Here is an 18,925-nt window from a genome sequence, read left to right as displayed (position 1 = left end):
GGCAGCTCGGCGGCGCGTCCACCATACTGGCCACTTCTGGCCGGTAACCCACGACCGCCGTTGAAACCCCCACGGGACTCGCACGCGAACTCCGTGGCGAAGTGGTACGTCACTTGCCAAGTCGGACGTCACGGCCGACCGGTTGCCGTCCGAACCCAAGGGTGGCGCAGATCACAGCGAGGGCCATCCCACCGAGCAGGAAGAGATAGGAGCCGCCTCCCGCGCCGAACAGGAAGTCGCCCTCGGGGCGGCCCGCGGTGCACAGCACGACGGCGATCATCCAGCCGGCGGCCGGGGCGACCGCTCCGGCCCGGCTGTCGGCGGCGCGTGCCCCGCCGAGGAACAGCCCTGCGGCGCCGGCGAGCGCGAGCAGCAGACCGCCGGGGAACCAGCCGGCCTGGACGAGCGCGCCGGCGAGCCCGGCGACCGCGCCGAGCAGCACGAGCCCGAGATAGACGGCGATCCGTCCGGCGGAGGGGCGCTGCAGGGGCTGGGCGAGCATGGAGCCACGGTCGGACATCAGGCCACCCCGTCCGTTTCCGTTCGCAGCCCGGCGAACAGGTCGGTCTCCGGGCCGTCACCGTCGCCCGCGTCCCCGCGCACCAACTCGTAGTACTCGGTGGTGAAGAGGGGCTGGGCGAGTTCGTTGGAGAGCGCGAAGTGGCGCTCGCCGGGGGCGACCTCGATCTGGGTGGCGTGGGCGCGCATCGCTGCGGCCTTTGCCGTCGCATACGCGGTGCCGTCGATCTCGGTGGTGATCCGCTCGTCGGGGACGACTCCGGGCACGTCGTCGACGGCGGCGCTCTTGGCGAAGGGCAGCCCGGGCAGCTCGCTCTGGAGCCGGGCGAAGGCGGCCTCGGCGACCGAGCGCGGGACGCGGTTGAAGTAGACCTTGGGGACGGTCCAGCCGGCCTCGGCGGCCAGCTCCACGGCGCGCAGGGCGACGCGGTGGGCCTGGATGTGGTCGGGGTGGCCGTAGCCGCCGTTGTCGTCGTACGCGACGACGACCTGGGGCCGTACCTCCAGGATCACCGGGACCAGCACGGCGGCTGCCTCGTCGACGTCGGCCTGCCAGAAGCAGGCCGGGTCGTCGTTGTCGGGCAGGCCCATCATCCCGGAGTCGCCGTACCGACCGGCGCCGCCCAGCAGCCGGAAGTCGGTCACCCCGAGTTCGGCCATGGCGGCGGTGAGCTCACCAAGCCGGTGCGCACCCAGTGCGGCGCCCGCGAGATGCCGCAGCTCCGCCGGGATGACCTCGCCACGCTCCCCGAGGGTGCAGGTCACCACGGTGACCCGGGCACCCTCGGCCGCGTACCTGGCCATGGTCGCGCCGTTATTGATCGACTCGTCGTCCGGGTGCGCGTGCACCAGCAGCAGACGCCGGTCGGGCAGTTCCGTCATGGCCCCCAGCCTAAGGGGACCACCCCAGGGGGATCAGAACTTGATACTTCCGATCATGCTCGCCACGCTCGACGTCAGATCGCTGATCGTGGGCGCCATCGTCGAGGAGGCGAGATAGAAGCCGAGCAGCATGCAGACGACCGCGTGACCGCCCTTCAGGCCTGACCTCCTGATCAGCAGAACGACGATGATCGCCAGCAGCACCACCGCCGAAATCGAGAGTGCCACGGCGGCTCACCTCCAAGAACCCGGGAACGTGGGAGCAGAACAGAACGGGGGAACTTGTAAATCCATACGACTGCCAGCAGGTTCATACCCACTCAGCGCTAGTGATCATAACTACGGGTGCGTGCGCATCTCGCGGCGCACGGCCGCACAAGGGGGCGCATGGCCAATATGGTCGGGGGATGACGACCGAGTCCGACTCCTTCCCCCGCCGGCACGCCCGCACCCAGCGTTTTACGCTCGGCGCGCCGCGTTCGTTCACGGTGGCCCCCGACGGCTCCCGGGTCGCGTTTCTGCGCTCCGGCAGCGGCACGGACCGCGCCAACTCCCTGTGGGTGCTCGACCCCTCGGACGGTACGGAGCGCGTGGCGGCCGATCCGCGCGCCCTCCTCGGGGGTGCTTCCGAGGACCTCTCGCCCGAGGAACGGGCACGCCGTGAGCGCAGCCGCGAGGGCGGCGCAGGGATCGTCGGGTACGCCACCGACGAGACCGTGGAACTGGCGTCGTTCGCCTTGTCGGGGCGGCTGTTCACGGCCGAGCTGCGGGTCGGGACGGCCCGTGAACTGCCGGTTCCCGGGCCGGTGATCGACCCCCGTCCGTCCCCCGACGGGCGGCTCGTCGCGTATGTCGCCCAGGGCGCGCTGCGGGTGGTGGGCGCCGGGGGCGAGGACGACCGGGCGGTGGTGGAGCCCGAGTCGGACACGGTTTCCTATGGATTGGCCGAGTTCGTCGCGGCGGAGGAAATGGCCCGTTCGCGAGGTTTCTGGTGGGCCCCGGAGTCGGACCGGCTGCTCGTCGCGCGCGTGGACGACACGCCGGTGGAGCGGTGGTGGATCTCGGATCCGGCCCAGCCGAAACGTGACCCACAACACGTGCCGTATCCGGCTGCCGGGACGCCCAACGCGGACGTTCGGCTGTTCCTCTTCGCCCTGAACGGGGTGCGCACGGAGGTCGTCTGGGACCGGGCGCGCTATCCGTATCTGGCGCGAGTGCACTGGTCAGGGGCGGGTGCGCCGCTGCTGCTCGTCCAGGCGCGCGACCAGCGCAGCCAGCTGTTCCTCGCGGTGGACACCGACTCGGGGGCGACCCGGATGGTGCATGCCGACGAAGATCCGATTTGGCTTGATCTTTTCCCCGGAGTGCCGTGCTGGAGCCCCTCGGGACAGCTGGTGCGGATCGCCGACGAGGGCGGGGCGCGGGTCCTCGCGGTGGGTGAACGGCCGCTGACGGGCGCGCAGTTGCAGGTGCGGGCGGTGCTGGACGTGACATCGGACGACGTGCTGGTCTCGGCGTCGGCGGGCGAGGCCTTCCCGGGAGCCGAGGGCCCGGAAATCGGCGAGGTGCACGTCTACCGGGTCAACGAACTCGGCGTGGAGCGTGTGTCGCAGGAGCCCGGTGTGCACTCCGCCGTGCGCGCCGGGGGCGTGACCGTGCTGGTGTCGGCGGTGCCGGAGCGGCCGGGGAGCCTGGCCCGGGTCCTGCGGGACGGCAAGGAGACGACGACCGTCCGGTCATATGCGGAAGATCCCGGTCTGTCCCCGCGCGTGACGCTCACCGAGGGGGGCGCACGGCGCATCCCGTGCGCCGTGCTTATGCCTGCGGACTACCCCGGTGACACCGCACAACCGCTGCTTCCGGTTTTGCTCGACCCCTACGGGGGGCCGCACGGGCCCCGCGTGCTCGCCGCGCACAACGCGCACCTCACCTCGCAGTGGTTCGCCGACCAGGGCTTCGCGGTGGTCGTCGCCGACGGCCGGGGCACCCCGGGCCGCTCCCCCGGCTGGGAGAAGGCGATCCACCACGACCTCACCGTCACCCTCGACGACCAGATCGAGGCGCTCCAGGACCTCGCGACCCGGCACCCCCTGGACCTGACCCGGGTGGCGATCCGCGGCTGGTCCTTCGGCGGCTGGCTGGCGGGGCTCGCGGTGCTGCGCCGCCCGGACGTCTTCCACGCGGGCATCGCGGGCGCCCCGGTGACCGACTGGCGGCTGTACGACACCCACTACACCGAGCGGTACCTCGGCGACCCGGCCGCGCACCCGGAGTCGTACGCCAAGAGCTCGCTCGTCACCGACGAGGGACTGTCCGCGCCCGCGGAGCCGCACCGGCCGCTGATGATCGTGCACGGCCTCGCCGACGACAACGTGGTCGTCGCACACTCCCTGCGGCTCTCCTCGGCCCTGCTCTCGGCCGGCCGCCCGCACGAGGTACTGCCCCTGTCCGGCGTCACCCACATGACCCCCCAGGAACAGGTGGCGGAGAACCTGCTCCGACTTCAGGTGGACTTCCTGAAGCGTTCACTGGGGCTGAGCGGCTAGATACGGCAACGGGCCGGGATGACATGGCGCATCCCGGCCCGTTTACGGCACCCGCACGGCCGTACGCTGTTCAGACTGACGCGTCCGTATATCGGTACCGGGTCGGCCAAGTTGCCTGCTTGTTAACGCAGTTACTGTGCATTTGTGCGGTTATTCCCGCCCTTCCGCAAGATCGTCCAGCGGAACCACCCGCTTCTCCTCCGCGAAATGGCACGCCGAATCGTGCGCCGCCGGCCCGCTCGCGTGCCGGAACTCCGCCGGTACCGCGAGCAGCGGGACCTCCAGCGCGCACAGCTCCCGGGCCTTCCAGCAGCGGGTGCGGAAGCGGCAGCCGGAGGGGACGTTCGTCGGGGACGGGACATCGCCGGACAGGATGATCCGCTCCCGGTGCTCCCGCGCCTCCGGGTCGGGCACCGGGACCGCGGAGAGCAGCGCCTGGGTGTAGGGGTGGGTGGGATGGTCGTAGATCTCGGCGTCCCGCCCGATCTCCACGATCCGGCCGAGGTACATCACCCCCACCCGGTCCGAGATGTGCCGGACGATCGACAGGTCGTGGGCGATGAAGAGGTACGACAGCTCGAACTCGGTCTGGAGCCGGTCCAGGAGGTTGATCACCTGGGCCTGGACGGAGACGTCCAGCGCGGAGACCGGTTCGTCGGCGACGATGATCTCCGGGCGGAGCGCCAGCCCCCGGGCGATGCCGATGCGCTGGCGCTGGCCGCCGGAGAACTGGTGCGGGTAGCGGTTGAGGTACTCCGGGTGGAGGCCGACGACGTCGAGGAGGTCCTGGACCCGCTTGCGCCGGTCGCCCTTGGGGGCCACCTCGGGGTGGATCTCGTACGGCTCCCCGATGATGTCGCCCACCGTCATCCGGGGGTTGAGGGAGGTGTACGGGTCCTGGAACACCATCTGGATGTTGCGCCGGACGGCCTTGAGCGCCTTGCCGGACAGCTTGGTGATGTCCTCGCCCTTGTAGCGGATCTGCCCTTCCGTCGGCCGTTCCAGGTTGACCAGCATCTTGGCGACCGTGGACTTGCCGCAGCCGGACTCGCCGACGATGCCGAGGGTTTCACCCTTCCCGAGCGCGAAGTCGACGCCGTCGACGGCCTTCACGGAGCCGACCTGTTTCTTGAAGACGACGCCCTGGGTGAGCGGGTAGTGCTTGTACAGCCCGGTCACTTCGAGGATCGGTTCAGCCATCGAGGCACTCCCTCCAGAAGTGGCAGGCGCTGGTACGGCCCTCGGAGGCGCCGGTGACGTCGTGGAGCGGCGGTACGTCGGTGCGGCAGACGTCGCGGGCCATCGGGCAGCGGGGGTTGAAGGCGCATCCGGGCGGGATGTTCATGAGGTTGGGCGGCAGGCCCTTGATGGCGTAGAGCTCCTGGCCCTTCTGGTCCAGGCGCGGGATGGAGTCCAGCAGGCCGCGGGTGTAAGGGTGCGCCGGCGCCTTGTAGATGTCGTGCACGGGCGCCGACTCGACGATCCGGCCCGCGTACATGACGGCGATCCGGTCCGCGACGTCGGCGACCACGCCGAGGTCGTGGGTGATGAGGATGAGGCCCATGCGGTACTCGCGCTGGAGTTCCGCGAGGAGGTCCATGACCTGGGCCTGGACGGTGACGTCCAGCGCGGTGGTGGGTTCGTCGGCGATGATGAGGGCCGGCTCCAGGGCCAGCGCCATGGCGATCATGATGCGCTGGCGCATCCCGCCGGAGAACTGGTGCGGGTAGTCCTTGATCCGCTCCCTGGCGGCCGGGATGCGCACATGGTCCATCAGCTCGACGGCCTTCGCCCGCGCGTCCTTCCTGGACATCCCCCGGTGCACGACGAACATCTCGCCGAGCTGGTCGCCCACGGAGAGGACGGGGTTGAGGGAGGACAGCGCGTCCTGGAAGATCATCGCCATCTCGGCGCCCCGGACCTTGCGCCGCTCGTCCTCCTTGAGCTTCAGCAGGTTCCGCCCCCGGAAGAGGATCTCGCCGCCGGTGATCCGCCCCGGCGGCATGTCCAGGATCCCCATGACCGCCTGCGCGGTGACGGACTTCCCCGACCCGGACTCCCCGAGCACGGCGAGCGTCTCCCCCTCGTCCACCGCGTAACTGACCCCGTTGACGGCCTTGGCGACCCCGTCCCGGGTCCGGAACTCCACGTGCAGATCCCGCACTTCGAGCAGCATCGCGCCGTCACCTCGTCCTCGGGCCGGGGGCGTCGCGCAGCCGCGTCGCCGAGCATGATGAACGCGGCCGCTGTGATCGCCGCCCCGTTCGAAGACCGCCGGCGGCCGTCCCGGAACACGCGGCGCGCCAACACCCCTGACCGGGCGCCACCCGCACCCTCACTTCACGCACGTCACGCGGCATCCGTCCGTCACCTCAGCTTCGGGTCGAGGGCGTCGCGGACCGCGTCGCCGAGCATGATGAACGCCAGGACCGTGAGGGCGAGGGCGCCGGAGGGCCACAGCAGGGCGTGCGGGGCGTTGCGGACGTACGGGGAGGCGGCGGAGATGTCGATGCCCCAGGAGACGGTGGGCGGCTTCAGGCCGACGCCGAGGTAGGACAGGGTCGCCTCCAGGGCGATGTACGTGCCGAGCGCGATGGTGGCCACGACGATCACCGGGGCGACGGCGTTCGGGGCGATGTGGCGCAGCAGGAGGCGGGAGTTGGAGGCGCCCAGGGCGCGGGCGGCCTGGACGTAGTCGTTCTGCTTGGCGGTGATGACCGAGCCACGGGCGATACGGGAGATCTGGGGCCAGCCGAGCAGCACCATGAAGCCGATGACGGGCCAGACGGTGTTGCTGGTGACGACGGAGAGGAGCACCAGGCCGCCGAGGACCACCGGGATCGCGAAGAAGATGTCGGTGATGCGGGAGAGGACCGAGTCGCCCGTGCCGCCGAAGAAGCCGGCGAGGCCGCCCAGCACACTGCCGAGGAGGGACACCCCGAAGGTGGCGAGGACGCCGACCGTGACGGACGTACGGGCGCCGTAGACCACGCGTGTGTAGACGTCGCAGCCCTGGCCGTCGTAGCCGAAGGGGTGGCCGGGCTGGGAGCCCTCCTGGGCCTTGGAGAGCTCGCACTTCAGGGGGCTCATCCAGGTGATGGCCCCGGGCCACAGGGAGATGAAGAGCAGGAAGAGGATGATCAGGCCGGAGATGACGAAGACCGGGTTGCGGCGCAGGTCGCACCAGGCGTCGGACCAGAGGGAGCGGGGTTTCTCCGCCGGTCCGGTGCCGAGTTGGCCCGGCGGGGTCTCCTCGAGGGTCTCGCCCTCGGCCGTGGCCAGGTCCATCCCGCCGCCCGCACCCGTGCCGGCGATCGCGCCTTCGGGCTCCAGGGCTTCAGGCATAGCGGATCCTCGGGTCGAGTACGGCGTACAGGAGGTCGACGAGGAGGTTCGCGACCAGGAAGACCAGGACCAGGACGGTCACGAAGCCGACGACCGTCTGGGTGTTCTGGCGCAGGATGCCCTGGTAGAGCTGGTAGCCGACGCCGTGGATGTTGAAGATGCGCTCGGTGACGATCGCGCCGCCCATCAGGGCGCCGATGTCGGTGCCGATGAAGGTGACCACGGGGATGAGGGAGTTGCGCAGCAGGTGCCGGGTGATGACCCGGTGGCGCGGGAGGCCCTTGGCGACGGCCGTGCGGACGTAGTCGGAGCGCCGGTTCTCCGCGATGGAGGTCCGGGTGAGGCGGGTGACGTAGGCCAGTGACACGGACGCGAGCACCAGGCCGGGCACGATCAGCTCGCCGAAGGTGGCCTCCGTGGAGACGGACGGTTTGATCCAGCCCCACTCGACGCCGAGCAGCAGCTGGAGCAGCAGACCGGTGACGAAGGTGGGGACGGAGATGACGACGAGTGTGACGAGCAGGACCCCCGAGTCGACCGGGCGGCCCCGCTTCAGGCCGGTGATCACGCCCAGCGTGATGCCGATGACGATCTCGAAGAGGATCGCGACGATCGTCAGCCGGATGGTGACGGGGAACGCGGACGCCATCAGCTCGGTGACCGGCTGGCCGTTGAACGCCGTGCCGAAGTCGCCGGTGAAGACGTTCCCCATGTAGGTCAGGTATTGCTGCCAGACCGGCTTGTCGAGGCCGAACTCCTTCTTGAGCTGTGCGGATGTCGCCGGGTCGCACTGGCGGTCACCGCACAGGCCCGCGATGGGGTCGCCCATCACGTTCACCATCAGGAAGATCAACAGCGTGGCGCCGATGAACACCGGGATCATCTGCAGCAGACGCCGGACGACGTAGCGTCCCATCCCGGGTCAGCCGACCTTGATCTCGTTGTAGACGGGGACGGAGAACGGGTTGAGCCTGACGTTCGACAGCCGCTGCGCGTAGCCGGCGCTGCCGTTCTGGTACCAGAGCGGGATGGCCGCCATGTTGTCGCGGACGACCCCCTCGGCCTTCTGGAAGGTCTCCACGGCCGTGGCGGTGTCGCTCTCGGCGTTGGCCTGGTCGACGAGCTGGTCGAACTCCTTGTTGGACCACTTGCCGTCGTTGGAGGAGGCGTTGGTGTAGTAGAGCGGCTGGAGGAAGTTCTGGATGAGCGGGTAGTCCATCTGCCAGCCGGCCCGGAAGGGACCGGTCATCTTCTTGTCGGTGATTTGTCCGCGGTAGTCGGCGAAGGTGCCGACCGGATTGCCGACGCAGGCCTTGTCGTTGCCCAGGGCGTTGTTGATGGAGTTGCAGACCGCGTCCACCCACTGCTTGTGGGAGCCGGTGTCCGCGTTGTACGTGATCTTGACCTGGCCGTTCGGGAGGCCGCCGCCCTCCTGGATCAGCTTCTTGGCGGCCGCCGGGTCGTAGACGCAGGCGTCCCCGCACAGGCCCGCCTTGTAGCCGCCGTCCTCGCCGAGCACCGGGGAGGTCGAGTCGGTGGCCGGGGTGCGGGTGTTCTGGAAGATCGTCTTGGTGATCTGCGCACGGTCGATCGCCCGGGACAGCCCTGTACGGACCTTGTCCGAGCCGGACTTGTTCCAGTCCGGGTCGTAGTACGGGAAGGCCAGGGTCTGGATGATGCCGGCCGGGGTGTTGAGGTAGCGGTCGCCGAGGTCGGCCTTGACGTTCTTCAGCTGGGCCGCGGGCACGTCGTCGACCAGGTCGAGGTTGCCGGCCAGCAGGTCGGTGTAGGCCGTGTTGTTGTCGGTGTAGACCTTGAGGTCCACGCCGCCGTTCTGCGCCACGTCCTCGCCCGGGTAGTCGTCCCACTTCCGCAGGGACATCTGCGAGCCCTTGGTGTACGAGTCGATGGCGTACGGCCCGTTCCCGACCGGCTTGTCCACCCAGCCGGCGTGGTCGGTGAAGAAGGACTGGGGCAGCGGGGCGTAGGCGTTGTAGCCGAGGGTGTCGGGGAAGGTCGAGAACTTCTGCTTCAGCTTCACCGTGAAGGTGAGGTCGCCGGTGACCTTCAGTCCGGAGAGGGTGTCGGCGCTCTGTGCGCTGCCGTCGTCCGGGTGGGTCTTGTCGTAGCCGTCGATGTACTCGAAGAAGTACGCGTTCTTCTGGTTGTTCTTCAGGCTCGCGCCGTAGTTCCACGCGTCGACGAAGGACTTGGCCGTCACCTTCTCGCCGTTGCTGAACGTCCAGCCGCTCTTGACGGTGACGGCGAAGTTCTGCGAGTCGGAGGTGTCGATCCTCTCGGCCAGCATGTCGTAGGCCTTGCCGGTCCCCGGGTCGTACCGCTTCAGGCTGCGGAAGATCATGTCGAGGACCTTGCCGCCCTGCACCTCGTTGGTGTTGGCCGGCTCCAGCGGGTTCTGCGGGTCGCCCCAGGAGGAACTGAGCACCGCGCCGCCGTTGCCGCTGCCGCTGCCCTCGCCCCCGCAGGCCGTCGCCGCGAGCACCGTCAGCGCCGCACATACGGCCCACTTCGCGTGCGTGGCTCCACGCATGGGATGCCTCCTCTTGACTGCGCGCCTGTCGCCCTGACGCCTTGATCCTTTACCAGTCAATATCGGCACATGAGGGGTTCAGTGCACTTTCACCCCACCCGTACGGGTTGAATGGGCGTCAAAACAGGCGTCAAGAGGATGACGTCAGGAGCCGGCCACCAGCTCGGCCTCGAAGCCGTCCGTGTTCTCCAGGTAGGCCGCGTAGTGCTGCGGACCGCCCGCGTGCGGGTAGCGCTCCGCGAAGAGCGGCGTCCAGCCGTGCGCCGGCGCCTCCGCCACGAGCGCGTCGAGCGCCGCAGGGCTTCCGGCGTGGAACGCCAGGTGGTTCAGGCCCGGCCGCAGCCGGTCGTGGGACTCACCCCGTAGCGCCGGGGACCGCTCCACGACGAGGTAGGTGGGCCCCAGCCGCCAGCTGCGGCCGTGCTCCCACTCCTGGTACGGCTCGTGGCCGAGCCGGCCGAGCAGCCAGCCCCATTCCTCCACGGCCCTCGCCAGGTCGGGGACCCACAGTTCGACATGGTGCAGCACTGTTCCTCCTCGAACTGCTTCTCCTGGAAACACACCGATGCCCGGCACCTCCCCAAAGGTGCCGGGCACCGGCGAGCCGGTACGCGGATCACGCCGCGTGCACGACGTCCTTCTCCTCCGCGAAGTGGCACGCCGACTCATGCGCGGCCGGTGTGTCCTCCCCACGGAAGCGTTCGGGTACGGCCAGCAGCGGGACCTCGGTCGAGCACTTGTCCTGCGCCTTCCAGCAGCGGGTGCGGAAGCGGCAGCCGGACGGCGGGTTCGCCGGGGACGGCACGTCACCGGTGAGGATGATCCGGTCGCGCCCCTCACGGGCCTCCGGGTCGGGGACCGGGACCGCCGACAGCAGCGCCTGGGTGTAGGGGTGCGTCGGGTGGTCGTAGATCTGCTCGTCGGAGCCGATCTCGGCGATCTTGCCGAGGTACATGACCCCGACCCGGTCGGAGATGTGCCGGACGATCGACAGGTCGTGCGCGATGAAGATGTAGGACAGGTTGAACTCGTCCTGCAGGCGCTCCATCAGGTTGATGACCTGGGCCTGGACCGACACGTCCAGTGCGGAGACCGGCTCGTCGCAGATGATGATCTCGGGGTTGAGGGCCAGGCCGCGGGCGATGCCGATGCGCTGGCGCTGACCGCCCGAGAACTGGTGCGGGTAGCGGTTGATGTACTCCGGGTTGAGACCGACGACGTCCAGGAGTTCCTGCACCTTGCGGCGCCGGTCGCCCTTGGGGGCCACCTCCGGGTGGATGTCGAAGGGCTCGCCGATGATGTCGCCGACCGTCATCCGCGGGTTGAGGGAGGTGTACGGGTCCTGGAACACCATCTGGATGTTGCGGCGGACGGCCTTCAGGGCGCGCCCGGACAGCTTGGTGATGTCCTGGCCCTTGTAGAAGACCTCACCCGCGGTGGCCCGCTCCAGGCTCATCAGGAGCTTGGCGACCGTGGACTTGCCGCAGCCGGACTCGCCCACGATGCCGAGGGTCTCGCCCTGGTAGAGGTCGAAGGAGACCCCGTCGACGGCTTTGACCGCGCCGATCTGTTTCCGGAACAGGATGCCCTGGGTGAGCGGGAAGTGCTTGACCAGGTTGCGCACCTGAAGGATCGGTTCGCCGCGGTCGACGGGCGCCTCGATGGCGGCGACCGCCTCCGTCTCGGAGTGGACCTCGGCGGTCTCCACCTCGGAGACGTTCGGCGTGGCCTCCTGCGGCTCGTCGTTCTTGCTGAGCTCAGCCATGGATCGTCTCCTTCCAGAAGTGGCATGCCGAACCCCGGCCGACCAGATCGGTGCCGTCCTGCTCGGTCACCGGAACCAGCGCCGGGACCTCGGTACGGCAGATGTCCTGTGCCTTGGGGCAGCGCGGGTTGAAGGCGCACCCGGTGGGCACGTGCAGCAGGTTGGGCGGCAGGCCCTTGATCGCGTACAGCTCCTGGCCCTTCTGGTCCAGGCGCGGGATCGAGTCCAGCAGACCCCGGGTGTAGGGGTGCGCGGGGCGCTTGTAGAGCTCGTGCACCGGCGCGCGCTCCACGATCCGGCCCGCGTACATCACCGCGATCTTGTCCGCGACGTCGGCGACCACGCCGAGGTCGTGGGTGATCAGGATGAGCCCCATGTTGTACTCGCGCTGGAGGTCGGCGAGCAGGTCCATGACCTGGGCCTGGACGGTCACGTCGAGAGCCGTGGTGGGCTCGTCGGCGATGATCAGGTCCGGCTCGAGGGCCAGCGCCATGGCGATCATGATGCGCTGGCGCATACCGCCGGAGAACTGGTGCGGGTAGTCGTTCACCCGGGCCGCGGCGGCCGGGATCTTCACCCGGTCCATCAGCTCGATCGACTTGGCCTTGGCGTCCTTCTTGGAGAGGCCCTGGTGGACGCGGAACATCTCGCCGAGCTGGTAGCCCACGGAGAGCACCGGGTTGAGCGAGCTCAGCGCGTCCTGGAAGATCATGGCGATCCGCCGGCCGCGGATACGGCGGCGCTCCTCGGCGGACATCTTGAGCATGTCCTGGCCGCGGAAGAGGATCTCGCCCTGCGGGATCCGGGCCGGCGGCATGTCGAGGATGCCCATGACGGCCTGCGCGGTCACCGACTTGCCGGAGCCGGACTCGCCGAGCACGGCGAGGGTCTCACCGGCGTGGACGTTGTAGTTGACGCCGTTGACGGCCCGTACGACACCCTCGCGGGTGACGAACTCGACGTGCAGGTCACGCACTTCGAGCAGCGGGGCGTCCCCGCCGTCGCGGGGCTCCGGTACCGGAGCGACTTCTTCGATGGTGGTCACGTACGCCTCCCTCAGCGCGTCTTCGGGTCAAGGGCGTTGCGGACCGCTTCGCCGAGCATGATGAATGCCAGCACCGTGATGGTGAGCATGATCGACGGGTAGAGCATGATCCACTGGGCCACCCGGATCTGGTTGCCGCCGTCGGAGATGTCGTTGCCCCAGGAGACGCCGTTGAGGCCGAGGCCCAGGAAGGACAGGGTGGCTTCCGCGCCGATGTAGACGCCGAGTGAGATGGTCGCGACGACGATCACCGGGGCCAGGGTGTTCGGCAGGATGTGCCGGAACAGGATGCGCGGAGTGCTCGCACCCAGCGCCTTGGCCGCCTGGACGTAGTCGGACTGCTTGGTGGTGATCACCGCGCCGCGCATCACGCGGGCCAGCTGGGTCCAGCCGAAGAAGCCCAGGGCGCCGATGACGACCCAGGTGGTGCGCTCCGGGAAGGAGTTGAGGACGACCATGGTGCCCAGCAGGAACGGGATGCCGAAGAACACGTCCACGAACCGGGACAGGATGGAGTCGACGACTCCGCCGAAGTAGCCGGCGATCATGCCGACCAGGCCGCCCGCGATCGTGACGACGATCGTGGTGCCGAAGCCGACGGCTATGGAGGCCCGGGCGCCGTAGATGAGCCGTGCGTAGACGCTGCGGCCCTGCTGGTCGTAGCCCAGCCACTCGGGCGAGAAGACCTTTCCGAGCTGCGGCTTCTGCAGGTAGTACTTGGACAGGTCGCCGTAGGTCGGGTTGGCGCTGGTGAACCAGCCGGGGAAGAAGGTGATCGTCAGGAGCAGCAGGATCATCACCGAGGAGACGAGGAAGATCTTGTTGCGCCGCAGGTCCTGCCAGGCGTCGCCCCACAGACTGCGGGTCTTCTCGGACTTGACCGGCTGCGGGGCGAGGTCTGCCGCGCTCACGGTGTCCGGTGCGGTGGCGGCGGGGGATTTGGTCATGTCAGGCATAGCGAATCCTCGGGTCAAGGACCGCGTAGAGCAGGTCGACAAGGAGGCTGGCGACGAGATAGACGAGCACGAGGATGGTCACCAGACCCACGAGGGTGGTGCCTTCCCGGCGGATGATCGACTGGTAGATCGTGCCGCCGATGCCCTGGATGTTGAAGATGCCCTCGGTGATGACGGCACCGCCCAGCAGGGCGCCGATGTCCGTGCCCAGGTAGGTGACCACGGGGATCATCGAGTTGCGCATGAGGTGGACGGTCACCACCCGGCGCCGCGGCAGACCCTTGGCGATGGCCGTACGGACGTAGTCGGCGCGCATGTTCTCCGCGATCGACGTACGGGTCAGCCGGGACACATAGGCGAGTGACGCCGTGGCCAGCACAATCGCCGGCATCAGCAACTGACCATAGTTCGAGGGGTCGCTGACGTTCGGTTCCAGCCACTGGAGTTCGTCGGCGAAGATCCACTTGAGGATGAAGCCAAGGACGAAGACCGGGATCGAGATCAGCAGCAGGGTGATCAGCAGTACCACGGTGTCGGCGGCGCGTCCGGCGCGCAGGCCGGCGAAGACACCGAGGCCGATACCGATGACGACCTCGATGGCGAAGGCGAAGCCGCCCAGGCGCAGGGTCACCGGGAAGGCGTCGCTGAGCACGTCGGTGACGGGCCGTCCGCTGGCGATCTGCGTACCGAAGTCGAAGTGCAGAATGATGCCCTTCATGTAATTGAAGTACTGCACAAAGATGTTCTGATCCAGGCCGTACTCGTGCCGCAGCGCGGCGATCACCTGTGGGCTGCCGCCCTTGTCGCCGAACAGCCCTCGGACGGGGTCACCGGGCAGGGCGTAGACCATCAGGAAGATCAGCAGGGTGGTCCCGAAGAACACCGGGATCATCTGGAGCAGTCGTCGTGCGACATATCGCCCCATCGTGCCTCCATAAAAAAGTCACAGCGGCAGCAGACGGGCCCTTCCCCCGCACACCGCTTCGCGATGCGTGTGGAAAGGGCCCCCCGGCCGCTGCCGCTGTTGTCCGGGGCCGCGATGTCGGCGCCCCGGACAACGGGCTGTCTGCGGTTACTTCTTCTTGACCTGGACGCCGGTCAGGATCGGGTCGCCGTCCTGGCCGAACTTGACACCCGAGACCTTCTCCGAGTAGCCCGCGTTGACCTTGTAGTACCAGAGCGGAATGCTCGGCATGTAGTTCGGGAGCTGCTTCTCGATCTCCTGGTACTTCTTCACCGACTCGTCCAGCGTGGTGGCGCTGTCGGCGGCGGCGATCTCGGCGTCGATCGTCTTGTTGGAGAAGCCGCTCTGGTTGCCGTCCGACTTCGAGCCGAACAGGTCCCGGATGAAGTTGGCGTTCATCGGGAAGTCCAGCACCCAGCCCGAGCGGTACATGGACTTGACCTCTTGCGCGTCACGGGCGTCGAGGTCGGCCTGGAAGTCGGCCTTCGGGTCGGTGCCGCACTTCACACCGGTGGCGTTGGTGATGGAGTTGCAGACCGCCTCCACCCACTCCTTGTGGCCGCCGTCGGTGTTGTACTGGATGGTGATGGAGTTGCCCGGAACGCCGCCACCCTCCTTGATGAGCGCCTTGGCCTTGGCCGGGTCGTACTTGGTGACGTCACCCGCGGCGTCCGGCTCGTAGCCGAGGACACCCTTGGCGACCCAGCCGGTGGCGGGCTCACGGGTGCCCTGGAGCACCGTCTTGGTGATGGTGTCCCGGTCGATCGCCATCGACAGGCCCTGGAGGACCTTCGGGTTGATGTCCTTCCACTGCTTCGTGTAGAAGGCCGGTGCGATGGTCTGGATCGCGGAGTAGGCCTGGTCGACCGCGCGGTCGCCGAGGTCCTGCTTGTAGACGGGCAGGTCCTTCGGGGCGACCTGGGTGATGACGTCGAGGTTGCCGGACTTCAGGTCCTCGTAGGCCGTCTCGGGGGTGGAGTAGTTCTTGAAGACCACGCCACCGTTCTTCGCCGCGTTCGAGCCCTTGTAGTCGGCGTACTTCTTGACCGTGATGGCCTTCTTGTGGTCCCAGCTGACGAACTCGTAGGGACCGTTGCCGACCGGCTTCTCACCGGCGGCCTTCGGGTCCTTGTAGAAGGACTCGGGAAGCGGCGAGAAGACCTGGTAGCCGAGCTTGTAGACGAAGTACGGAATCGCCTTCGACAGCGTGATGGTGAAGGTGCTGTCGTCGACGACCTTCAGGCCGGACATCTCGGTGGCCTTGGGCTTGCCCTTGTCGGGGGCGACGTCCGAGTAGCCCGCGATGTCGGAGAACCAGAAGCTGTTGGTCTGCTTGTTCTCCGGGTTGGCGGCCCAGTTCCAGGCCTTGACGTAGGACTCGGCGGTGACCGGGGTGCCGTCGTGGAACTTCCAGCCGGACCTGAGCTTGACCGTGAAGGTCTTGCTGTCCTTGGTGTCGACCGACTCGGCGTTCATGTACTCGATCTTGCCGCTCGAGTCGTAGTCCACCAGACCCGTGAACAGCGAGTTGATCACGATGCTGCCGTAGGACTCCATGGTGTTGGCCGGCTGCAGCGGGTTCTGCGGCTCACCGGACTCGACCGTGAACGTACCGTTCGCGTCGATCGCGGCCTTGTTGTCGCTGCCGCCGTCATCGCCGCCACCACCGCAGGCGGTCGCCCCCAGTGCCACAACCGCAGCTATCGCGACCCACTTGGCACTCCTCGCACCGCGCATGGGTTCCTCCTCAAGAATCCATAGGTTCACTGCACGGGACAGCACACGTCACAACACCGTTGCCGGTGCCTGAAAATGTGTCGGTGCCCCCAGCGCTCGCGAGCCTGCGCCTCCTGTCGGCGCGTGACCCGTCGTATCCGAGCTCTACGCGCCTAACTATCTGCCATGAGCGAAGGCCGAACCACACCGTCCAGGTCTCGGTTCGATCACACCTGTCGCCTACTTCTTCCAAAATCCGGACAAAGGGATAGAGGGAAGATCCCTGCGAAACGGACTTGTTACACATCTATCGACGATGACTGTCCGCATTCCGGACGTTCACGAGGGGAAATTCAGTTGCGGCTACCGTGACCGCTGTGCGTGGGGTGCGCTCGGCGTACCCGTCCGCGGTCGACGCGGCCAACGGGCTTGACCCGCGGGGCAGTTCGTCGACGGCGCGGGCAAAATGCACTACGCGCCGGTAACGAGGCTAGTACCGATCGAGCCCGACCGGGCGGTTCATGGCTGGATCAAAGGGTTATCCCTATGTCCCCGCCGAGTAAAAACTGTGTTCACGCGGCGAGCCAGGTCCCATGGACGGGACCTGGCTCGCTGTGTGGAACGACTACTAGCCGTGCTTGGCGCGGCTCGCGGCGCGGGCGCGCTCGCGGCCGTCCAGGTTGACCTTGCGGATACGGACCGCCTCCGGGGTCACCTCGACGCACTCGTCGTCGCGGCAGAACTCCAGCGACTGCTCCAGGGAGAGCTTGCGCGGCGGGACGATCGCCTCGAACGAGTCGGCCGAGGAGGACCGCATGTTCGTGAGCTTCTTCTCCTTGGTGATGTTCACGTCCATGTCGTCGGAGCGCGAGTTCTCACCGACGATCATGCCCTCGTACACCTCGGTGCCGGGGTCGGTGAACAGCACGCCGCGCTCCTGAAGGTTCGTCATCGCGAACGCGGTGACGGCGCCGGAGCGGTCGGCGACGAGCGAACCGTTGTTACGGGTCGTCAGCGTGCCGAACCACGGCTCGTGGCCCTCGTGGATGGAGTGGGCGATGCCGGTGCCACGGGTGCCGGTCAGGAACTCGGTACGGAAGCCGATGAGCCCGCGGGACGGCACGACGAACTCCATGCGCACCCAGCCGGAGCCGTGGTTGGACATGTTGTCCATGCGGCCCTTGCGGACGCCCATGAGCTGCGTGACCGCGCCCATGTGCTCCTCGGGCACGTCGATCGTCATGCGCTCGACGGGCTCGTAGACCTTGCCGTCGACGTCCTTGGTGACGACCTGGGGCTTGCCGATGGTCAGCTCGAAGCCCTCGCGGCGCATCTGCTCGACCAGGATGGCCAGCGCCAGCTCACCGCGGCCCTGCACCTCCCAGGCGTCGGGGCGCTCGGTGTCCAGGACGCGCAGCGAGACGTTGCCGACCAGCTCGCGGTCGAGGCGGTCCTTGACCTGGCGGGCGGTGACCTTGCGGTCCTTGACCGCGGCCTTGTTCTCCGCGCCCTTGCCGGTGCCGCCACGGCCGACCAGCGGCGAGGTGTTGGTGCCGATGGTCATGGAGATCGCGGGCTCGTCGACCGTGATCAGCGGGAGCGGGATCGGGTTCTCGGGGTCGGCGAGGGTCTCGCCGATCATGATGTCCGGGATACCGGCGACGGCACAGATGTCACCCGGGCCGGCCTTCTCGGCCGGCTTGCGGGTGAGCGCCTCGGTCATCATCAGCTCGGTGATGCGGACATTGGACAGCGTGCCGTCACGCTTGATCCAGGTGACGGTCTGGCCCTTGCGCAGTTCGCCCTGCTCGACGCGCAGCAGCGCGATACGGCCGAGGAAGTTGTCGGCGTCCAGGTTGGTGACGTGCGCCTGGAGCGGGGCCTCCTCGTCGTACTCCGGAGCCGGGACGTGCGACAGGATCGTCGAGAAGAACGGCTCCAGGCTGTCGCTGTCGGCCGGGACGGTGCCGTCCTCCGGCTTCGTCAGCGAGGCCACCCCGTCGCGGGCGCAGGCGTAGACGATCGGGAACTCGATCTGGTCCTCGTCGGCGTCGAGATCGAGGAAGAGGTCGTACGCCTCGTTCACGACCTCGTCGATGCGCGAGTCGGGCCGGTCCGTCTTGTTGATGCACAGGATGACGGGCAGACGGGCCAGCAGCGCCTTGCGGAGCACGAAGCGGGTCTGCGGCAGCGGGCCCTCGGAGGCGTCGACGAGCAGCACCACCGCGTCGACCATCGACAGCCCGCGCTCGACCTCGCCGCCGAAGTCGGCGTGGCCGGGGGTGTCGATGATGTTGATGGTGATGACGTCGCCGCCATCCTTCGGGTGGTACTTCACCGCCGTGTTCTTGGCCAGGATCGTGATGCCCTTCTCACGCTCCAGGTCGTTCGAGTCCATCATGCGGTCGTCGAGCGACTCGGCCGCGTGTGCGGCGAAGGCACCGGCCTGCTTGAGCATGGCGTCGACCAGCGTGGTCTTGCCGTGGTCGACGTGGGCGACGATGGCGACGTTACGGATGTCGTGGCGCGTGGCCATAAAGCGGCGTTCTCCCGGAGTGTGAGGAAGGCCTGCGCGTACATCTGTGTCTACGCGGGCCCTGCCGGGCGGAACATGCCACGGCCTCACCCCATGGTAC

The 18,925-nt window shown here is 68.1% G+C and carries 16 protein-coding genes; 1 reads left to right on the top strand and 15 read right to left on the bottom strand.

Annotation, left to right across the window (positions count from 1 at the left end; genetic code table 11):
• Window positions 1-109: 109 nt before the first annotated feature.
• Genes ACFPIH_RS10625 through ACFPIH_RS10615 form a run of 3 tightly spaced genes read right to left on the bottom strand, consistent with a single transcriptional unit; the run spans window position 110 to window position 1,629 of the window.
• Window positions 110-520, bottom strand: coding sequence for a DUF6113 family protein (locus tag ACFPIH_RS10625; RefSeq protein ID WP_381165111.1), 411 nt, complete (start codon window positions 518-520; stop codon window positions 110-112).
• Window positions 520-1,401 carry an N-acetyl-1-D-myo-inositol-2-amino-2-deoxy-alpha-D-glucopyranoside deacetylase gene (gene mshB / locus ACFPIH_RS10620; protein WP_381165114.1) on the bottom strand — a complete coding sequence of 294 codons (882 nt, stop codon included), beginning with the start codon at window positions 1,399-1,401 and terminating at the stop codon, window positions 520-522. The genes ACFPIH_RS10625 and mshB overlap by 1 nt, the downstream gene beginning before the upstream one ends.
• A 33-nt stretch (window positions 1,402-1,434) precedes the next feature.
• Window positions 1,435-1,629 carry a hypothetical protein gene (locus tag ACFPIH_RS10615; RefSeq protein ID WP_381165117.1) on the bottom strand — a complete coding sequence of 65 codons (195 nt, stop codon included), beginning with the start codon at window positions 1,627-1,629 and terminating at the stop codon, window positions 1,435-1,437.
• A 179-nt stretch (window positions 1,630-1,808) separates the two neighbouring features.
• Here ACFPIH_RS10615 and ACFPIH_RS10610 point away from each other — a divergent pair, with 179 nt between their 5' ends.
• Window positions 1,809-3,947, top strand: coding sequence for a prolyl oligopeptidase family serine peptidase (locus tag ACFPIH_RS10610; RefSeq protein ID WP_381165120.1), 2,139 nt, complete (start codon window positions 1,809-1,811; stop codon window positions 3,945-3,947).
• A gap of 150 nt (window positions 3,948-4,097) precedes the next feature.
• Here ACFPIH_RS10610 and ACFPIH_RS10605 read toward each other — a convergent pair whose 3' ends face one another.
• The 12 genes from ACFPIH_RS10605 to typA all read right to left on the bottom strand — a co-directional run bounded on the left by ACFPIH_RS10605 (window position 4,098) and on the right by typA (window position 18,825).
• Complete coding sequence (locus ACFPIH_RS10605) at window positions 4,098-5,147, bottom strand: ABC transporter ATP-binding protein (protein WP_381165123.1); 1,050 nt, start codon at window positions 5,145-5,147, stop codon at window positions 4,098-4,100.
• Window positions 5,140-6,123, bottom strand: a complete 984-nt coding sequence (locus tag ACFPIH_RS10600) for an ABC transporter ATP-binding protein (protein ID WP_381165126.1) — start codon at window positions 6,121-6,123, stop codon at window positions 5,140-5,142. The genes ACFPIH_RS10605 and ACFPIH_RS10600 overlap by 8 nt, the downstream gene beginning before the upstream one ends.
• Window positions 6,124-6,314: 191 nt before the next feature.
• Window positions 6,315-7,292 (bottom strand): ABC transporter permease, encoded by a 978-nt coding sequence (locus tag ACFPIH_RS10595; RefSeq protein WP_381165129.1) that lies wholly within the window; start codon window positions 7,290-7,292, stop codon window positions 6,315-6,317.
• On the bottom strand, window positions 7,285-8,208 hold the full coding sequence (locus ACFPIH_RS10590) for an ABC transporter permease (protein ID WP_381165132.1): 924 nt from the start codon (window positions 8,206-8,208) through the stop codon (window positions 7,285-7,287). The genes ACFPIH_RS10595 and ACFPIH_RS10590 overlap by 8 nt, the downstream gene beginning before the upstream one ends.
• 6 nt (window positions 8,209-8,214) lie before the next feature.
• On the bottom strand, window positions 8,215-9,843 hold the full coding sequence (locus ACFPIH_RS10585) for a peptide ABC transporter substrate-binding protein (RefSeq protein ID WP_381165135.1): 1,629 nt from the start codon (window positions 9,841-9,843) through the stop codon (window positions 8,215-8,217).
• Between the two features lie 144 nt (window positions 9,844-9,987).
• Window positions 9,988-10,371: a VOC family protein gene (locus ACFPIH_RS10580; protein WP_381165138.1), complete on the bottom strand. Its 384-nt coding sequence runs from the start codon at window positions 10,369-10,371 to the stop codon at window positions 9,988-9,990.
• Between the two features lie 88 nt (window positions 10,372-10,459).
• Window positions 10,460-11,608 (bottom strand): ABC transporter ATP-binding protein, encoded by a 1,149-nt coding sequence (locus ACFPIH_RS10575; protein ID WP_381165141.1) that lies wholly within the window; start codon window positions 11,606-11,608, stop codon window positions 10,460-10,462.
• Entirely contained in the window at window positions 11,601-12,653 is a 1,053-nt protein-coding gene (locus ACFPIH_RS10570; protein ID WP_381165144.1) for an ABC transporter ATP-binding protein, read from the bottom strand. Before ACFPIH_RS10570 ends, ACFPIH_RS10575 begins: the two co-directional genes overlap by 8 nt.
• Window positions 12,654-12,664: 11 nt before the next feature.
• Window positions 12,665-13,609: an ABC transporter permease gene (locus tag ACFPIH_RS10565; protein WP_381165147.1), complete on the bottom strand. Its 945-nt coding sequence runs from the start codon at window positions 13,607-13,609 to the stop codon at window positions 12,665-12,667.
• Complete coding sequence (locus ACFPIH_RS10560) at window positions 13,602-14,534, bottom strand: ABC transporter permease (protein ID WP_381165150.1); 933 nt, start codon at window positions 14,532-14,534, stop codon at window positions 13,602-13,604. Before ACFPIH_RS10560 ends, ACFPIH_RS10565 begins: the two co-directional genes overlap by 8 nt.
• 147 nt (window positions 14,535-14,681) lie before the next feature.
• Window positions 14,682-16,310 carry a peptide ABC transporter substrate-binding protein gene (locus ACFPIH_RS10555; RefSeq protein WP_381165153.1) on the bottom strand — a complete coding sequence of 543 codons (1,629 nt, stop codon included), beginning with the start codon at window positions 16,308-16,310 and terminating at the stop codon, window positions 14,682-14,684.
• A gap of 607 nt (window positions 16,311-16,917) precedes the next feature.
• A complete protein-coding gene (gene typA / locus ACFPIH_RS10550; RefSeq protein ID WP_381165156.1) occupies window positions 16,918-18,825 on the bottom strand; it encodes a translational GTPase TypA in 1,908 nt (635 codons plus the stop codon).
• Between the last annotated feature and the right edge of the window lie 100 nt (window positions 18,826-18,925).

Origin of the sequence: Streptomyces vulcanius (genome assembly GCF_042653945.1) — a bacterium.
Lineage (GTDB): Bacteria > Actinomycetota > Actinomycetes > Streptomycetales > Streptomycetaceae > Streptomyces > Streptomyces mangrovi.
This window is presented reverse-complemented; position numbering and strand designations above follow the sequence as displayed.